Annotated in this window: 12 protein-coding genes and 1 pseudogene; 4 read left to right on the forward strand and 9 right to left on the reverse strand. The window is 69.2% G+C overall.

Annotated elements, in window-relative coordinates:
* The first annotated feature begins 17 nt into the window (after window positions 1-17).
* Window positions 18-1733, forward strand: a complete 1716-nt coding sequence (gene metG / locus ACFY1L_RS34140; RefSeq protein WP_388832820.1) for a methionine--tRNA ligase — start codon at window positions 18-20, stop codon at window positions 1731-1733.
* Between the two features lie 53 nt (window positions 1734-1786).
* Here the strand turns inward: metG and ACFY1L_RS34145 are convergent, their stop codons facing one another.
* The 5 genes from ACFY1L_RS34145 to aspS all read right to left on the reverse strand — a co-directional run bounded on the left by ACFY1L_RS34145 (window position 1787) and on the right by aspS (window position 7724).
* Window positions 1787-3136: a polysaccharide lyase family 1 protein gene (locus ACFY1L_RS34145; protein ID WP_388832822.1), complete on the reverse strand. Its 1350-nt coding sequence runs from the start codon at window positions 3134-3136 to the stop codon at window positions 1787-1789.
* Window positions 3137-3295: 159 nt separating this feature from the next.
* A complete protein-coding gene (locus ACFY1L_RS34150; protein ID WP_388832825.1) occupies window positions 3296-4246 on the reverse strand; it encodes an intradiol ring-cleavage dioxygenase in 951 nt (316 codons plus the stop codon).
* A 65-nt stretch (window positions 4247-4311) separates the two neighbouring features.
* Window positions 4312-4797 carry a hypothetical protein gene (locus tag ACFY1L_RS34155; RefSeq protein WP_388832828.1) on the reverse strand — a complete coding sequence of 162 codons (486 nt, stop codon included), beginning with the start codon at window positions 4795-4797 and terminating at the stop codon, window positions 4312-4314.
* Between the two features lie 176 nt (window positions 4798-4973).
* Window positions 4974-5840, reverse strand: coding sequence for an intradiol ring-cleavage dioxygenase (locus tag ACFY1L_RS34160; RefSeq protein ID WP_388832831.1), 867 nt, complete (start codon window positions 5838-5840; stop codon window positions 4974-4976).
* Between the two features lie 120 nt (window positions 5841-5960).
* A complete protein-coding gene (gene aspS / locus ACFY1L_RS34165; protein WP_388832834.1) occupies window positions 5961-7724 on the reverse strand; it encodes an aspartate--tRNA ligase in 1764 nt (587 codons plus the stop codon).
* 144 nt (window positions 7725-7868) lie between these two features.
* On the opposite strand from aspS, the pseudogene ACFY1L_RS34170 reads away from it, so the two are divergent.
* A pseudogene (locus tag ACFY1L_RS34170) lies at window positions 7869-10005 on the forward strand (SpoIIE family protein phosphatase).
* Here ACFY1L_RS34170 and ACFY1L_RS34175 read toward each other — a convergent pair.
* From ACFY1L_RS34175 to ACFY1L_RS34190, 4 genes are all read right to left on the reverse strand, one after another.
* Complete coding sequence (locus ACFY1L_RS34175; RefSeq protein WP_388832837.1) at window positions 9969-11021, reverse strand: AI-2E family transporter; 1053 nt, start codon at window positions 11019-11021, stop codon at window positions 9969-9971. The pseudogene ACFY1L_RS34170 and the gene ACFY1L_RS34175 overlap by 37 nt on opposite strands.
* A gap of 117 nt (window positions 11022-11138) precedes the next feature.
* Window positions 11139-11855 carry a hypothetical protein gene (locus tag ACFY1L_RS34180; RefSeq protein ID WP_388832840.1) on the reverse strand — a complete coding sequence of 239 codons (717 nt, stop codon included), beginning with the start codon at window positions 11853-11855 and terminating at the stop codon, window positions 11139-11141.
* 91 nt (window positions 11856-11946) lie between these two features.
* Window positions 11947-12918, reverse strand: coding sequence for a pirin family protein (locus tag ACFY1L_RS34185; RefSeq protein WP_388832843.1), 972 nt, complete (start codon window positions 12916-12918; stop codon window positions 11947-11949).
* A 105-nt stretch (window positions 12919-13023) separates the two neighbouring features.
* Window positions 13024-13491, reverse strand: coding sequence for an SseB family protein (locus tag ACFY1L_RS34190; protein WP_388832845.1), 468 nt, complete (start codon window positions 13489-13491; stop codon window positions 13024-13026).
* A gap of 144 nt (window positions 13492-13635) precedes the next feature.
* Between ACFY1L_RS34190 and ACFY1L_RS34195 the strand changes: the two genes are divergently transcribed.
* A complete protein-coding gene (locus ACFY1L_RS34195; RefSeq protein ID WP_388832848.1) occupies window positions 13636-15462 on the forward strand; it encodes an acyl-CoA dehydrogenase in 1827 nt (608 codons plus the stop codon).
* A gap of 142 nt (window positions 15463-15604) precedes the next feature.
* Window positions 15605-16897, forward strand: a complete 1293-nt coding sequence (locus tag ACFY1L_RS34200) for a M18 family aminopeptidase (protein ID WP_388832851.1) — start codon at window positions 15605-15607, stop codon at window positions 16895-16897.
* Window positions 16898-16986: the final 89 nt, after the last annotated feature.

The following is a 16986-nucleotide window of genomic DNA, read 5'->3' on the forward strand; positions in this document are numbered from 1 at the left end:
CCTGGGAGCAGCCCCCGATGGCTCGACACCTCATCACCAGCGCCCTTCCGTACATCAACGGAATCAAGCACCTGGGCAACATGGTGGGGTCCATGCTCCCGGCGGACGTGTACTCCCGGTACCTCCGCCAGCGCGGCCACGACGTCCTGTACATCTGCGCGACGGACGAGCACGGCACCCCGGCCGAACTGGCGGCGAAGGAGCAGGGCCTGCCCGTAGACGAGTTCTGCGCGCAGGCGCACGACGCCCAGAAGGCGGTCTACGACGGCTTCGCGCTGGCCTTCGACTACTTCGGCCGCAGCTCCAGCCCGCAGAACGTCGAGATCACGCAGCACTTCGCCCGCCGCCTCAACGAGAACGGCTTCATCGAAGAGCGCGCGATCCGCCAGGTCTACAGCCCCGCCGACGGCCGCTTCCTCCCGGACCGCTACGTCGAGGGCACCTGCCCGCACTGCGGCTACGACAAGGCCCGCGGCGACCAGTGCGAGAACTGCACGCGCGTACTGGACCCGACCGACCTGATCAACCCGCGCTCGGCCATCTCGGGCTCCACGGACCTGGAGGTCCGTGAGACCAAGCACCTCTTCCTCCTCCAGTCGAAGCTGGAGAACGAGGTCCGCGAGTGGGTCGCCCGCCACGACAAGGACTGGCCGCAGCTGGCCTCCTCCATCGCCCACAAGTGGCTGACCGAGGGCCTGCACGACCGCGCGATCACCCGCGACCTGGACTGGGGCGTCCCGGTCCCGGCCGACACCTGGCCGGAGCTGGCCGCGGAGGGCAAGGTCTTCTACGTCTGGTTCGACGCGCCGATCGAGTACATCGGTGCGACGAAGGAATGGTCGGACCTGGACCCGGAGAACCGGGACTGGAAGTCCTGGTGGTACGACGTGGACACCACCGTCCGCTACACGGAGTTCATGGCGAAGGACAACGTCCCCTTCCACACCGTGATGTTCCCGGCCACCGAGCTCGGCGTCCGCGAGCCGTGGAAGAAGGTCGACTTCGTCAAGGCCTTCAACTGGCTGACGTACTACGGCGGAAAGTTCTCCACGAGCCAGAAGCGGGGCGTCTTCACCGACCAGGCCCTGGAGATCCTCCCCGCCGACTACTGGCGCTACTTCCTCATCGCGAACGCGCCCGAGTCGGACGACTCGTCCTTCACCTGGGAGCACTTCACGGCCACGGTCAACAAGGACCTGGCCGACACCCTCGGCAACTTCGTCAACCGCGTCCTGTCCTTCTCCCGTAAGCGCTTCGGCGACGACGTCCCGGCGGGCGGCGAGCCCGGTGAGGCGGAGGCGAAGCTGGGCGAGCAGATCGCCGAGCTGCTCGCCGAGTACGAGGGGCACCTGGAGTCCCTCCAGTTCCGCAAGGCGGCGGCAGCCCTGCGCGCCCTGTGGTCCGCGGGCAACTCCTACCTCGAGGAGAAGGCCCCTTGGCTGGAGATCAAGACGGACAAGGACGGCGCGGCCCTCACCCTGCGCACGGCGATGAACCTGATCCACCTCTACGCGGTGGTCTCGGAGCCGTTCATCCCGACCACGGCGAAGACGATGCGCGAGGCGTTCACGCTGGCCGAGGACACGGCGACCTGGGTCACGCCCGACGAGGCGAAGTCCCTGACCTCCGTCCCCGCCGGCACCCCCTTCACGGTCCCCCCGGTCCTCTTCGCCAAGCTGACGGACGAGGACCTGGAGAACTACAAGGAGCGCTTCGGCGGCGAAGCGGTCTGAGGACACAGGAAAGGGCCCGGGAAGCCGAACGCTTCCCGGGCCCTTCGCCGTGACTAGGAAAGAACCCCGGCGCCGGTGGTGGTCGCCAGCTCGGTCGGCAGGTTCTTCGCCGACGTCTCCAGGCCCGCCGTGAGAGCCGGTGTCCAGTTCACCGTCGTCTTCAGCTTCTTCGAGTTCGCGGCGTTGTACGCGGCCACCAGGTCGGTCGCCGTCCCGTTGACCAGGTTGCCGCTGCCGGCCACCGATCCCGTGCCGTCGCCGCTCAGCAGCTTGGAGATCTTCTGGGAGGCGGAGGTCTTCCAGTAGTTGTCCTCCGCCACGACCTGCGCCTTGGCGCGGGAGTTGATGCTGTACTGCAGCGCGTAGCCGTTCAGCGTCGTCGTGTCGTAGACGTTGTTGTAGATGTGGATCTGGCCGATGCGGGCCAGCGGGGCGCGCTGGACGATGCCCTTCCACACGTTGTGGTGGATGGAGACCCGCAGCTTCCCGGTGCTGTCGGTGTCGCTGCTGCCGATCAGCATCGTCTTGTCGTGGTTGGTGAACTGGTTCCGCTCGACGGTCACCAGGTCGGACCCCTTGGTGATGTCCAGCGCACCGTCGTGGATCTGGTACTCGCGGCCGTAGTACTTCGGGTTGGCGCTGTCGAAGTGCGCCGCGTCGGTGAAGCTGTTGTGGTCCGCCCAGACGTGGGTCGCGCCGCGCAGGGTGACCGAGTCGTACTGCGAGTTCCAGTTCCCCTCGTCGCCGTCCGTCGGGTCCCACTGCGGGAAGCAGTCCTGGGTGGCGGAGAAGGCGAGGTTGCGGACGATGACGTTGCCGACGTTCTGTATCTGGAGCATGCCGCCGGTGATCCCGGCCTTCGTCCCCGGTACACCGACGATGCTGGTGTTGGCCGGCACCTTGAAGACGATGTTCGCCGCCTGCTTCTTCTGGGCGGCGGCACGGGCCTTCTCCTGCGTGCCCGACGGCAGCTTCGAGCGGCCGTAGGTGGAGGGGTCGTAGGCCTTGAGGTACGCCGAGAGCGAGTAGCCCGTCCCCGACGCGTAGTCGGCGCAGCTCAGCTTCTTGCCGTTGTCGTCGGTGTTGGCGTCGATGGTGCCCTTGATCTTGATGATCCGCGGCGTGGTGTCGCTCGCGGACCCCAGCGCCTTCACCAGCTGCGCGCGGGTGGAGACGGTGAAGGTGTGCGCGGAGTCGGCCTTCGCGCCTCCGGTCGTACCGGAACCGGACGACGCCCAGCCGTCCTTGGCGGCGAGCGTCCGGTGGTACAGGTCGACGCTCGTCGTGCCGGCGTTCGCGTTCATCACGAGCACACCGGCACCGACACCGGCGGCGACGACGGCGGCGGAGACGACCAGGGTACGGCGCCCTCGGAGGGACCGGCGGTGGGAGGCAGAGGCCACGGGGATTCCTTACGCGGTTGCGGGGACGTGCTGTGCGTGAAGCCCCGGTGAAGGAGCTTGCGTCCCTAAGTGGCCGCTGGAATCAAAGGAGTTGCCGCGGGGCGGCCGGAGATTTCTCCGGCCGCCCCGCACCGCCCGAGGACTGCTACTGACCGAGGACTACGACGATGCCGACGCGCTCGGCTGGGTGTCCGTGCTGTCGTGCGTCTCGTCCGGCGCGACGCCCATGGTCAGGTGGGCACGCACCCCCTTGGCGATGTTCTTCTTGTTGAACTTCAGATAGAGCAGGCCGCCCTCGTGACCGTTGTCCGGGTAGATCGTGTCCTCGTCGAGGGTGGTGCGGGTCGTGGTGTTCGTGGAGTACGGCTCCACCTCCGCCGACAGCAGCACCGACTTCTCGTCGAAGAACAGCTGACCCGTGTGGCAGGTGTGGCCGCCCTCGTAACCGGCGTCCGTCCACTCGCCGTCCACGTGCACCTTGACGTGGATGTGCACGCAGCGGCCCTGGTACCAGCCCGGGAAGACGGTCTTGAAGGTGACGTAACCCCGCTTGTCGGTCTTCCAGGTGCCGCGCAGGTAGCGCTCGTCGTCGGTCGGCTCGGAGTGGCCGCCGCCGGTGCCGCCGGAGGGGGCGCCGGACGGGGGCTCGCCCGTCGGGGTGCCGGAGGGCGTGTCGGTCGGGGTGCCGGACGGGGCGCCGCCCCCGCCGCCGCTGCCCATGGCCTCGTAACCGGAGTAGACGCCGAGCGCGGTGCAGTGCCAGATGTCGACGGCCGCGTTCTTGACCGGCTTGCAGGTCTCGGCGTCGATCACCTTGAGGGTGAGGGCGAGGGGGATGCCCTCCTGGTCCTCGGTGATGTCCTGGCGGATCTTGTCGGCGTCGATGTAGTACGGGCCCTCGGTGGTCTCCGACGTGAGCGTGTAGCAGGTCTCCGCGATGCTCGACGCGCTCGCCGAGGCGCCCGTGGCCGACTCGTCGGCGGAGGCGGTCAGGGCGAGGCCGCCGCCCACGCCCACCGCTGCCACGGCGCCCGCGCCCACGGCGACGACCTTGCGGCGCGTCAGGTCCTTCTTGTGTTTCGGCTCTTGGGCCGTCTGCTTTCCCGTCATGGTCGGCGAAGCTAGGAGGGCCGCCTGTCAGGAGCGTGGGAAAGCACTGTGGAACCCATGAATCCTTAAAGCCTGGCCGAAATGGCCACCGGTTCTGCGCCTTTCTTCAGCAAAGGCTCTTGAAAGGCTTGCCTTACCCGCGCAGCCGCTTCGGCTTGCGGCAGCGGCTCGGCGGCGGTGGCGAGGGGCGCCGACTCCGTCGCCAGTCCCAGCGCCTCCCGCGCCGCCCCGACGTGCCGCAGCCCCTCCTGCGCCATCCGCGTCACGCGCTCGTACTCCGCCGCCGTACGGGCGTCCGCGAGCAGGACCCGGGCGGTGTGGTGGCACTCGGCGGCCTCCGTCAGCGCGTGCCCCGCCGCCCTGCCGTTGCTCGCCCAGGCACTCGCACCCGGCGGCATCAGACTGCCGCCGAGCCGGATCAGCCAGCGGTTGGCCTCGGCCTCCGCGTCCAGCTCGGTGGCGCCCCGCTCGGCCGGCGACCGCCGCAGTGCGACGACCGCGCCCACCGCTCCGGCGATCAACAGCGCCGAGAACGCGATCGCGTACCCCATGGCTTCCTCCTTGGCCGACAGGCCCCCTGGGGCCGCACCTGCGATGTCATCACCTATGACACGACAGGCTTCTGTGCTCCTCCCTCGGGATTGCTGTGTGCCTCCGGTGAGGTTTCCAAGTCGGTGTCCGAGGAGGCGTCCGCCGCGTATGTGAACCAGCAGTGGAGGCGGTGATGTCAGCCGTCGTGCGTCTCGTCCGGTGCGACGCCCAGCGTCAGATGGCCGTGGATGCCCCGGGCGATGTGCCTGCGGTCGTACTTGAGGTACAGCAGGCCGCCCTCATGGCCGTTGTCCGGGTAGATGGTGTCCTCGTCGAGGGTGGTGCGGGTCGTGGTGTTGCTCGCGTACGGCTCCACCTCGGCCGACTTCAGCACCGACTTCTCGTCGAAGAACAACTGGCCCGTGTGGCAGGCGTGGCCGCCCTCGTAACCGGCGTCCGTCCAGGTGCCGTCCACATGGACCTTCACGTGGATGTGGACGCAGCGGCCCTGGTACCAGCCGGGGAAGACGGTCCGGAAGGTGACCTGGCCGTGCCGGTCCGTGCGCCAGGTGCCGCGCAGGTAGCGCTCGTCGTCGGTCGGCTCCTGGTGCCCGCCGCCACCGCCCGGGGGAGGCCCGGTCGGGGTGCCCGACGGCGGCGGGCCAGTGGGGGCTGGGCCTCCGCCGCCGCTGCCCATCGCCTCGTACCCCGAGTAGATGCCCGAGGCGTTGCAGTGCCAGATGTCCACCGCCGCGTTCCTCAGTGGCCTGCACGTCTCCGCGTCGATCACCTTCAGGCGGAGATGGAGCGGGATGCCGTCCTGGTCCTCGGTGACGTCCTGGCGGATCTTGTCGGCGTCGATGTAGTACGGCCCCTCGACCAGCTCCGAGGTCAGCGTGTAGCAGGCGTCCTCCGCGGCCCCGCTCGCGGCGCCGTCGTCCGCGGCCGCGCTCGCCGCGAAGGCGCCGCCGACCCCCACCGCGGTCACGGCCACACCGCCGGCCGCCAGAACGGTACGGCGGGCCAACTCCCGTCTTTCTTCAGGTGCCTGAGTGTCTGTCATGGCGTTGGACGCTAGGCGTGAGGCACCTGGCAGGAACATCGGAAAGAGCTGTGAATCCAGGTGTGCAGGCGAAAGGGCTCGAAACCGACGCCGGTTTCGAGCCCTTCTGCCTGCGTGTGCCTACTTCGGCTGCGGCTTGCGCACCGTCAGGTGCAGCTCCTTCAGCCGCGCCTCCTCCAGCTCCGTCGGCGCGCCCATCATCAGGTCCTGGGCGTTGCCGTTGAGCGGGAAGGCGATGGTCTCGCGGATGTTCGGCTCGTCCGCGAGGAGCATGACGATGCGGTCGACACCGGGGGCGATGCCGCCGTGCGGCGGGGCGCCGAAGCGGAAGGCGCGCAGCATGCCGGCGAACTTCTCCTCGACGGTCTCGCGGTCGTAGCCCGCGATCTCGAAGGCCTTCAGCATGATCTCCGGCTCGTGGTTCCGGATCGCGCCGGAGGACAGCTCGACGCCGTTGCAGACGATGTCGTACTGCCAGCCCAGGATGTCCAGCGGGTCCTGGGTCTCCAGGGCCTCGAGGCCACCCTGCGGCATGGAGAACGGGTTGTGCGAGAAGTCGATCGCGCCGGTGTCCTCGTCCTTCTCGTACATCGGGAAGTCGACGATCCAGCAGAACCGGAAGACGCCCTCCTCGAAGTGCCCGGCGCGCTTGGCGGCCTCGACCCGGACCGCGCCCATGATCTTCGAGACCTCGTCGAACTCGCCCGCGCCGAAGAACACGGCGTGCCCGGCGGCCAGCGACAGACGCTTGGTCAGCTCGGCGACGTTCTCCTCGGTGAGGAACTTCGCGATCGGGCCGGTCAGCGAGCCGTCCTCGGCCACACGCACCCAGGCCAGGCCCTTGGCGCCCTGCGAGACCGCGAAGTCACCGAGCTGGTCGAAGAACTTGCGGGGCTGGCCGGAGACGTCCGGCACAGGCAGCGCACGCACGTGCTTGCCGGCGAAGGCCTTGAACTCCGAGCCCTCGAAGACGTCGGTGATGTCGACGAGCTCCAGCTGGGCGCGCAGGTCCGGCTTGTCGGAGCCGTACTTCAGCATCGCCTCGCGGAACGGGATCCGCGGGAAGGGGGAGGTGACGTGGCGGCCGCCGCCGAACTCCTCGAAGAGCTCCGTCATGAGCTGCTCGATCGGGCGGAACACGTCCTCCTGCTCGACGAAGCTCATCTCGACGTCGAGCTGGTAGAACTCGCCCGGCGAGCGGTCCGCGCGCGCGTCCTCGTCGCGGAAGCAGGGCGCGATCTGGAAGTAGCGGTCGAAGCCGGAGATCATCAGCAGCTGCTTGAACTGCTGCGGAGCCTGCGGGAGGGCGTAGAACTTGCCCGGGTTCAGACGGGACGGCACGACGAAGTCACGCGCGCCCTCGGGGGAGGTGGCGGACAGGATCGGCGTCGCCATCTCGTTGAAGCCCAGCGCCGTCATCTTGTGACGGATCGCGGAGATGACCGCCGTACGCAGCATGATGTTGCGGTGCATGCGCTCGCGGCGCAGGTCCAGGAAGCGGTACTCCAGGCGCCGCTCCTCGTTGACCCCGTCCTCGGTGTTGATGGTGAAGGGGAGCGGGGCGGCGGCGCCGAGCAGCTCGACCTCGCCGACCTCGACCTCGATCTCACCGGTCGGCAGCTCCGGGTTGATGTTCTCGGTGCCTCGGGAGACGACCTTGCCGTCGACGCGGACGGTCGACTCCTTGGTGACCTTGTCGAGGGCCTCGTAGGCGGGCGTGCCGGGGCGGGCGACGAGCTGCGTGATGCCGTAGTGGTCGCGCAGATCGATGAAGAGGATGCCGCCCAGGTCGCGCCGATTGTGCAGCCAGCCACTCAGCCGGACGTCGGTGCCGACGTCAGAGGAGCGGAGCTCGCCGCAGGTGTGGGACCTGTACCGATGCATCGTCGTTCATCCAGTCTTCGCGGATCGGGGGGCACGTTTCACGTGAAACAACCCCAGGGTACCGGGCACCCCAAGATCGGCTCCCCACCATTAAGACGTGGCAATCGGTGGCACTCCTCGATCACCTCTCCATAAAGTGGGGCAATGCGCACTGGTGAGCCTCTGCCCGCCGTGGGGGAGGTTCTCGCCGCCCTCGCGACCGGCCTGTGGCACTGGGACACCGCCACCGAACTGGTCACGGTCGATGCCGAGGCGGCTCGGCTCCTCGGCCTGCCGCCCGTACAGACGACCCTCACGGAGGCCAAGGCACGGGCCCGTCTCCATCCGGTCGACTGGAACGAGATCATCGCCGTCGTCGGCCTCGCGGTCGCCGAGGGCACGCTGGCCGAGGTGCGGATCCGGGTCATGGACGAGCAGGGAAGGGTGATCCGTGTCGTCCGGTCCCGTTCCAAGCCGTCGTTCGATCCCGGCAACAAGTCCTTCCAGCTGATCGGCACCCTCCAGGAGGTCACCGAGCCGACCCCGGGCACGCCTGCCGGGCGCGTCGCCGTCACCGGGTGACTGGCGGCGCTCGCGGGAGGCGTTCCTGCTGGACGCGGGCCGGGCGCTGGCCGAGGCGCGGTCGACGGAGGAGGTGCTGCGGGTCACGGGCGCCCTGTCGATGCCGGGGTTCACTCCGGACGGGCTCGCGGTGTTCGGTGTGGAGGGCGACCGGCTGACGATCATCGGCCACCACGGGCACCAGCCCGGCGACGACGGCCCCTTCTCGCACATGTCACTGGACACGGACTACCCGGCCGCCGAGGTGGTCCGCACCGGCCGTGCCGTCTACATCTCCACGCCCGAGCAGTACAAGTCGCGCTATCCGGCGGCCTGGCCGCTGGCCGCGTCCTTCAACCGCCATTCCTGGGCGTTCCTGCCGCTGACGGTGGCCGGACGCACGATGGGCGCCTGGATGGCCGCCTTCGCCTACCCGGTCACCTTCAATCCCGACGAGCGGTCCGTGCTGACGACGGTGGCCCGCATGCTCGCCCAGGCCCTGTCCCGGGCCGGCGCCGCCGAGACCGAGCGCGCCCTGACCGACGGCCTGCAGCGCTCGATGCTCCCGACGCTCGGCCCGCAGATACCGGGCATGAGCGTCGCCGCGCGCTATGTCCCCACCGGTGGCGGCCTCCAGGTCGGCGGCGACTGGTACGACATGATCCCGCTGCCCAACGGCCGTATCGCCCTGGTCATCGGCGACGTCCAGGGCCATGACGTGCGGGCGGCCGGTCTGATGGGTCAGCTGCGCATCGCCCTGCGCGCCTACGCCTCCGAGGGCCACCGCCCCGACGCGGTGCTCTCCCGCGCCTCACGCTTCCTGCACGGCATGACGGACGGCGCCCTCGACGAGGACGCCATCTCGGACCTGCGCTTCGCGACCTGTCTGTATGTCGAGGCCGACCCGGCCACCGGCACCCTCGACATCGCCCGCGCCGGCCACCCGGACCCGGCGATCCGGATGGCCGACGGCACGGTGCTGGCGCGGCCGACGGCGGGCGGACTGCCGCTCGGCATCGACCCGGACGCCGACTACCCGACCACCCGGATCACCCTCGAGCCCGGCGAGACCATGCTGATCTGCACCGACGGTCTGATCGAGACCGGCGGGCACGACCTGGAGAGCGGCTGGCAGCGGCTCCGTACGATCCTCGAGGAGCACAAGGGCGACCTGGAGGAGCTCGCCGACGCCCTGGTCCAGGGGGTGCACGGCCCCTCCTCCCACCACACCACCGGCCCGCTCGCCGACCGGCGCGAGGACGACATAGCCGTACTGCTGCTGTGCCGGCCGGGGGAGGGCTGCGGCGAGACGCTGTTCGTGCCGCCGCCGGTGCGCCGCACCATGCTGTCCGTCGCGCAGGCCGAGCCGGAGCGGGTGGCGGTGGCCCGTCAGCAGCTGCGCGAGCTGCTGCACGACTGGGATTCACAGGACCAGGTCGACTCGGCGGTGCTGCTGCTGTCGGAGATGCTCACCAACGTCCTGGTGCACACGGACGCCGATGCGCTGCTGGCGGCCGAGGTGCGGGGCGAGACCGGGGAGCGCCGGATGCGCGTCGAGGTCACCGACACCAGCGACGACCTCCCGCACAAGCGCCGCCCCGGCGAACTCGCCTCCTCCGGCCGCGGCCTGGTCCTCATCGAGCTGCTCGCCGACTCCTGGGGCGTGGCCCCGCAGGGCGAGGGCAAGACCATCTGGTTCGAGCTCTACGAGTCCGAGGAGTCGGCCGCCGGCTCCGGGTAGCGCGCCCGCAGTTCGTGTACGACGCCGGAGGCGGCCGCGGTCAGGGGCACCGCCAGCAGCATGCCGAGGACACCGGCCACGGACGCCCCGGCGGTGATCGCGACCATCACGACCGCCGGGTGCATCTGCACGGTGCGGCTCTGGATCGCCGGCTGCAGCACATGCCCCTCCAGCACCTGCACGGCGAGGACGACGCCCAGGACCCACAGCGCGATCACGAACCCCCGGTCGGCGAGCGCGACGAGCACGGCGAGGGCTCCGGAGATGAAGGCGCCGAGGTAGGGGATGTAGGCGCCGACGAAGACGAGCGCGCCCAGCCCCGGCGCCCCCGGCACATCGAGGACGAGCAGCCCGACGGTGATGCAGAGGGCATCGATGAGGGCGATGACGGTGGTCCCCCGCATGAACCCCTCGACGGCTTCGAAGGCCCGCCGGGCCATGGCCTCGACGGTGTCGCCGCTCTGCCCCGGAGCGATGCCCCGGATCAGACCGGCGGCCTTGTGCGAGTCCCGTAGAAAGAAGAAGACGAGAAGCAGTGCCAGCACGGCCATGGCGATGCTCTCGCCGACGATGCTGACCCCGCTGATGACGTTGGACGCGGCCGTCCCCCCGAACCTGGTCAGCAGGTCCTTCGCGTTGGAGGCGAGATCGTCCAGCGAGGTCCCGGCGGCCCCGAAATGGTCGGCGACCCCCTGGGCCGCGTCCTTCAGCGAGGCGACGATCTGGTCCCCGGTGTCGATGAGCGCGGCGACGACGATGTACACGGCCCCGCCGACCACTGCCACCACCGCGACACAGGTGAGCCCGGCGGCCACGGACCGATTGACCTTCGCCTTCACCAGCCGCCGGTACAGGGGCCCCAGCAGCGCGGTCCCGAGCAGGGCGAGCAGCACCGGCGTCACGGCCGTCCGGAACGCCGCGCACAGCCTGATCCCGACGTACACGACCCCGGCGACGAGCAGCACGACGGCACACCAGGCGGCGAGCCGTCGTACGGGGTCGGGGAGCAGCTGCACGGCTCAAGGCGATCACGGGCGGCCACGCCTGTCCTGCGCGGACGGGCCGCCCGGGTGAGGGAACGTCAGAGCCTGTGTTCGGACCCCCGGGCGGGGGTCTGTACACAGGCTCTCGGCTCACGCGCGCGGCCCCGAGGGCACCCTCGGGGGCTCGGTCGGAGCCATGGACGGCTCGGCGGGCGCCGTAATCGGCCTCTCCGCCGCTGCGGCCGGTGGGCGCAGCGCCAGCAGCAGCCCCGCCGCCAGCGTCCACACCGCCATGAGAAGTGGGGTGATCCAGGCGGTGAACGGGCCCGCCAGGGACCCCAGCGCGATGATGAGCGCCGGCCAGCCCAGCCACTGCGGCAGGGCGTCGGTCGTCCGGGACACCCGCCACATCGCGAACAGCAGCACCGCGGCCGCACCCATGGCGCCGATGAGCGCGCCGTAGGCCAGGTCGATCAGCAGCATGGCCAGCAGGGCCGTCCCCGGGATCACCAGGAACGTGTCGTCGTATTTGGCCGAGATCGCGAAGATGCCGGAGATCAGTCCCGCGGCCATCACGAGCACGGCGAAGGCGATGCCCCCCGCGAGGACCAACTGCGACCGCTTCCCGGCGACGCGGGTGAGGGCACCCAGGAAGAACAGGAACAGCACGCACGAGGCAAGCAGCAGCAGAGTCGTGGCCTCGAGCAGGTCGAGGTTGCTGTCCTTGAGGTAGAAGCTGAGGGTGCGGGTCAGGCCCCTCTTTCCGGTGTCGTCCGGGGTGTTGTTGTCCAGGATGATCACGGCGGTGAGCATGATCACCCCGGACCCCACACCGGCGGCACCGGGCCAGTACAGTCGCTTCGTCATCTCGGCCTCCTCGCGACGAGCTCCCGCGAGGGTCCCGATTCAGGACTCTTTTTCTATTCTGCCCCTCTTATCCCCTGTTTACCTTCCGAGCTCAGAGGCCGCCCTCGGTCATCCCGTGCACCGCCGGGATGGTCCCCAGGCGGCCCTTCTGGAAGTCCTCGAAGGCCTGCTGGAGCTCCTCGCGGGTGTTCATGACGAACGGGCCGTAGTGGGCCATGGGCTCACGGATCGGCTGTCCGCCGAGGAGCACGACCTCCAGGTCCGGCGTGTGGGAGTCCTGCTTCTCGTCCGCGCGGACGGTCAGCGCGGAGCCCGCGCCGAACACGGCGGTCTGGCCCAGCTGGATCGGGCGGCGCTCGGCGCCGACCGCGCCCCGGCCGGCGAGGACGTACGCGAGACCGTTGAAGTCCTCGCGCCACGGCAGCGTGATCTCCGCGCCGGGTGCCAGCGTCGCGTGGATCATCGTGATCGGCGTGTGCGTGATGCCGGGGCCCTGGTGGCCGTCGAGCTCACCGGCGATGACGCGGAGCAGGGCGCCGCCGTCGGGGGTGGTGAGCAGCTGGACGTTGCCGCCGCGGATGTCCTGGTAGCGCGGGGCCATCATCTTGTCCCTGGCCGGGAGGTTCACCCACAGCTGCAGGCCGTGGAACAGGCCGCCGGACATGACGAGGGACTCCGGCGGGGCCTCGATGTGCAGCAGGCCCGAGCCCGCGGTCATCCACTGGGTGTCGCCGTTGGTGATGGTGCCGCCACCGCCCTGCGAGTCCTGGTGGTCGAAGATCCCGTCGATGATGTACGTGACGGTCTCGAAGCCGCGGTGCGGGTGCCAGGGGGTGCCCTTGGGCTCGCCCGGCGCATACTCCACCTCACCCATCTGGTCCATCATGATGAACGGGTCGAGGTGCTTGTAGTTGATCCCCGCGAACGCCCGGCGCACCGGGAAGCCCTCACCCTCGAAACCGCTCGGCGCGGTCGTGACGGCGAGCACGGGACGTGCCACGGCGTCGGCCGGCGCGGCCACGCGGGGCAGGGTCAGCGGGTTCTCGACGGTCACTGCAGGCATGTCGGTACCTCCTTGTGCGGCCAGTTTAGTTGAGCATTGAACTTTCTGCTACCCGTAACGGAGAAAGCCCGGAGGGCATTCCCTCCGGGCTCTCGTAGGTAGGTGTCAGCCGTACATCCTGCGCATCGCGAACTCGACCATCTGCTCGACCGCCTTCGCGTCGAACACCATCCGATGCTCGCCCTCCATGTCGACGACGAAGCCGTATCCGGTCGGCAGGAGATCGATGACCTCGGCCCCCGTGATCACGAAGTACTTGGACTCCTTGCCCGCGTACCGGCGCAGCTCCTTGAGCGAGGTGAACATCGGGATCACCGGCTGCTGGGTGTTGTGCAGGGCGAGGAAACCGGGGTTGTCGCCGCGCGGGCAGTAGACCTTCGAGGTCGCGAAGACCTGCTGGAAGTCCTCCGCGGACATCTGGCCGGTGGTGAAGGCCCGTACCGCGTCCGCGAGCGACGGCGGGGAGGGCTCGGGATACAGCGGTTGCTGCTGCCCGTAGCCCCCGGGGCCCTGCTGCGGCTGGGCGTACTGCTGCTGAGCACCCGCACCCACGTTCTGGTCGTAGCCGTACATGAGCGCAAGAGTACTGAGTCACAGATGACCCAATCGGGGTTGCTTCTTATTACCGGCGGGTAGCATCATCGTAGCTACTTGTTGGTACGTGAACTAGCGCGAGGATCCAGTGCCTCGCCGATCTCTCTAAACGGAGCAGTCGCCATGGGGCACTACAAGTCGAATCTCCGCGACATCGAGTTCAACCTCTTCGAAGTGCTGGGCCGCGAGAAGCTGTACGGCACCGGCCCGTTCGAGGAGATGGACACCGACACCGCGAAGAGCATCCTCGAGGAGCTGACCCGTCTCGCCGAGAACGAGCTGGCGGAGTCCTTCGCGGACGCCGACCGCAACCCGCCGGTCTTCGACCCGGAGACGAACACCGCCCCGGTCCCGGCGTCGTTCAAGAAGAGCTACAAGGCCTTCATGGACTCGGAGTACTGGCGGCTCGGCCTGCCCGAGGAGATCGGCGGCACCACCTCCCCGCGCTCCCTGATCTGGGCGTACGCGGAGCTGCTGCTCGGCTCGAACCCGGCCGTGTGGATGTACTCCTCCGGCCCGGCGTTCGCCGGCATCCTCTACGACGAGGGCAACGACGTACAGAAGAAGATCGCCCAGATCGCGGTGGAGAAGACCTGGGGCTCCACCATGGTGCTCACCGAGCCGGACGCCGGTTCGGACGTGGGCGCCGGCCGCACCAAGGCGGTCCAGCAGGAGGACGGCTCCTGGCACATCGAGGGCGTGAAGCGCTTCATCACGTCCGGTGAGCACGACATGGAGGAGAACATCCTCCACTACGTCCTCGCCCGCCCCGAGGGCGCCGGCCCCGGCACCAAGGGCCTGTCCCTCTTCCTCGTCCCGAAGTACCTCTTCGACTTCGAGACCGGCGAGCTGGGCGAGCGCAACGGCGTCTACGCCACCAACGTCGAGCACAAGATGGGCCTGAAGGCCTCCAACACCTGCGAGATGACGTTCGGCGACCAGCACCCCGCCAAGGGCTGGCTGATCGGCGACAAGCACGACGGCATCCGCCAGATGTTCCGCATCATCGAGTTCGCCCGCATGATGGTCGGCACGAAGGCGATCTCCACGCTCTCGACGGGCTACCTCAACGCCCTCGAGTACGCCAAGGAGCGCGTCCAGGGTCCGGACCTCGCGAACTTCATGGACAAGACCGCACCCAAGGTCACCATCACGCACCACCCGGACGTACGCCGCTCGCTGATGACGCAGAAGGCGTACGCCGAGGGCATGCGCGCCCTGGTGCTGTACACGGCCTCCATCCAGGACGAGATCCAGGTCAAGGAGGCCGCGGGCGAGGACGTCGCCGCGCTGGAGGCGCTGAACGACCTGCTCCTGCCGATCGTGAAGGGCTACGGCTCCGAGAAGGGCTACGAGCAGCTCGCCCAGTCGCTGCAGACCTTCGGCGGCTCCGGCTTCCTGCAGGAGTACCCGATCGAGCAGTACATCCGCGACGCCAAGATCGACACCCTGTACGAGGGCACCACCGCGATCCAGGGCCAGGACTTCTTCTTCCGGAAGATCGTCCGCAACCAGGGCTCGGCGCTGAACTCCCTCGCCGAGGACATCAAGAAGTTCCTGGCGCTCGGCACCGGCGGCGAAGACCTGGCCGGCGCCCGCGAGCACCTCGCGAAGGCCGCCGTGGAGCTGGAGGCCATCGTCGGCCTGATGCTGACCGACCTCGCGGCCACCGAGCAGGACGTCAAGAACATCTACAAGGTGGGCCTGAACACCACCCGTCTGCTGCTGGCCTCCGGTGACGTGGTCGTCGGATACCTGCTGCTCAAGGGTGCCGCGGTCGCCGCCGAGAAGCTGGAGACGGCCTCCGCCAAGGACAAGGCGTTCTACCAGGGCAAGATCGCTGCGGCGAAGTTCTTCGCGGCGAGCGTCCTGCCCGGAGTCACCGGCGCCCGCAAGCTCGCCGAGGGCGTCGACCTGGACCTGATGGAGCTGGACGAGGCCGCGTTCTAGCCTTCCCGGTTCCCGGTTCCGGGCTCTTCGGTTCCGGGTTCCAGGCTCCTCGGTTCTGGGTAGCCAAAACTCCACATCGCCCTCACGAGGGCCCGCTCCCAGTACGAGGAGCGGGCCCTCGTACGTCGTTAAGGTGAACCCCATGAGCGAACCCCCCCGCTTCGACCGCGGCCACACCGACGACCTCATGTCCTTCCTGACGGCAAGCCCGTCGCCGTACCACGCGGTGGCGAGCGCCGCCGAGCGGCTGGAGAAGGCAGGCTTCAGGCAGGTCGCGGAGACGGACGCCTGGGACGGGACGAGCGGCGGCAGGTACGTACTGCGCGGTGGCGCGATCGTGGCCTGGTACGTCCCCGAGGGCGCGGCGCCCCACACGCCGTTCCGCATCGTCGGCGCGCACACCGACTCCCCGAACCTGCGGGTCAAGCCGCTGCCCGACACCGGGGCGCACGGCTGGCGCCAGGTGGCGGTGGAGATCTACGGCGGGCCGCTGCTCAACTCCTGGCTCGACCGCGACCTGGGCCTGGCGGGCCGGCTGACCCTGAGGGACGGCTCGACGCGCCTGGTGAACGTGGACCGGCCGCTGCTGCGCGTCCCGCAGCTCGCCATCCACCTGGACCGTTCGGTGTCTGCGGAGGGCCTCAAGCTCGACAAGCAGCGCCATCTGACGCCCATCTGGGGTCTGGGCAACGAGGTGCGCGACGGCGACCTGATCTCCTTCCTGGAGGAGACCGCGGGGCTGCCGTCGGGCGAGGTCACCGGCTGGGACCTGATGACGCACTCGGTGGAGCCGCCGGCGTACCTGGGCCGCGACAAGGAGCTGCTCGCCGGGCCGCGAATGGACAACCTGCTGTCCGTGCACGCGGGCGTGGCCGCGCTCGCGGCTGCGGCCGGGGGCAGACCGCCCTACATCCCCGTACTGGCCGCGTTCGACCACGAGGAGAACGGCTCGCAGTCGGACACCGGCGCGGACGGGCCGCTGCTCGGCAGTGTGCTGGAGCGTTCCGTGTTCGCGCGCGGGGGCTCGTTCGAGGACCGGGCGAGAGCCTTCGCGGGCACGGTCTGTCTGTCCTCGGACACGGGCCATGCGGTCCATCCCAACTACGCGGAGCGCCACGACCCGACGCACCACCCCCGGGTCAACGGCGGGCCGATCCTCAAGGTCAACGTCAACAACCGCTACGCCACGGACGGTTCGGGCCGCGCGGTCTTCGCCGCCGCCTGCGAGAAGGCGAACGTCCCCTTCCAGTCCTTCGTCTCCAACAACTCCATGCCGTGCGGCACGACGATCGGCCCGATCACGGCGGCCCGGCACGGCATCAAGACGGTCGACATCGGCGTGGCGATCCTGTCGATGCACAGCGCCCGCGAGCTGTGCGGCGTGGACGATCCGCATCTGCTGGCGAGTGCGCTGACGGCGTTCCTGGAGGGGTGAGTTCCGGGAAGTTTTTGTCCCCCCATGGGCAACCTTTTTGAACCTGTTCAAGGTGAGCTCCGGCGGCGTACGATGCGCCCATTCTTGAA

Origin of the sequence: Streptomyces sp. NPDC001663, from assembly GCF_042893105.1 — a bacterium.
In the GTDB taxonomy this organism is placed as follows: domain Bacteria; phylum Actinomycetota; class Actinomycetes; order Streptomycetales; family Streptomycetaceae; genus Streptomyces.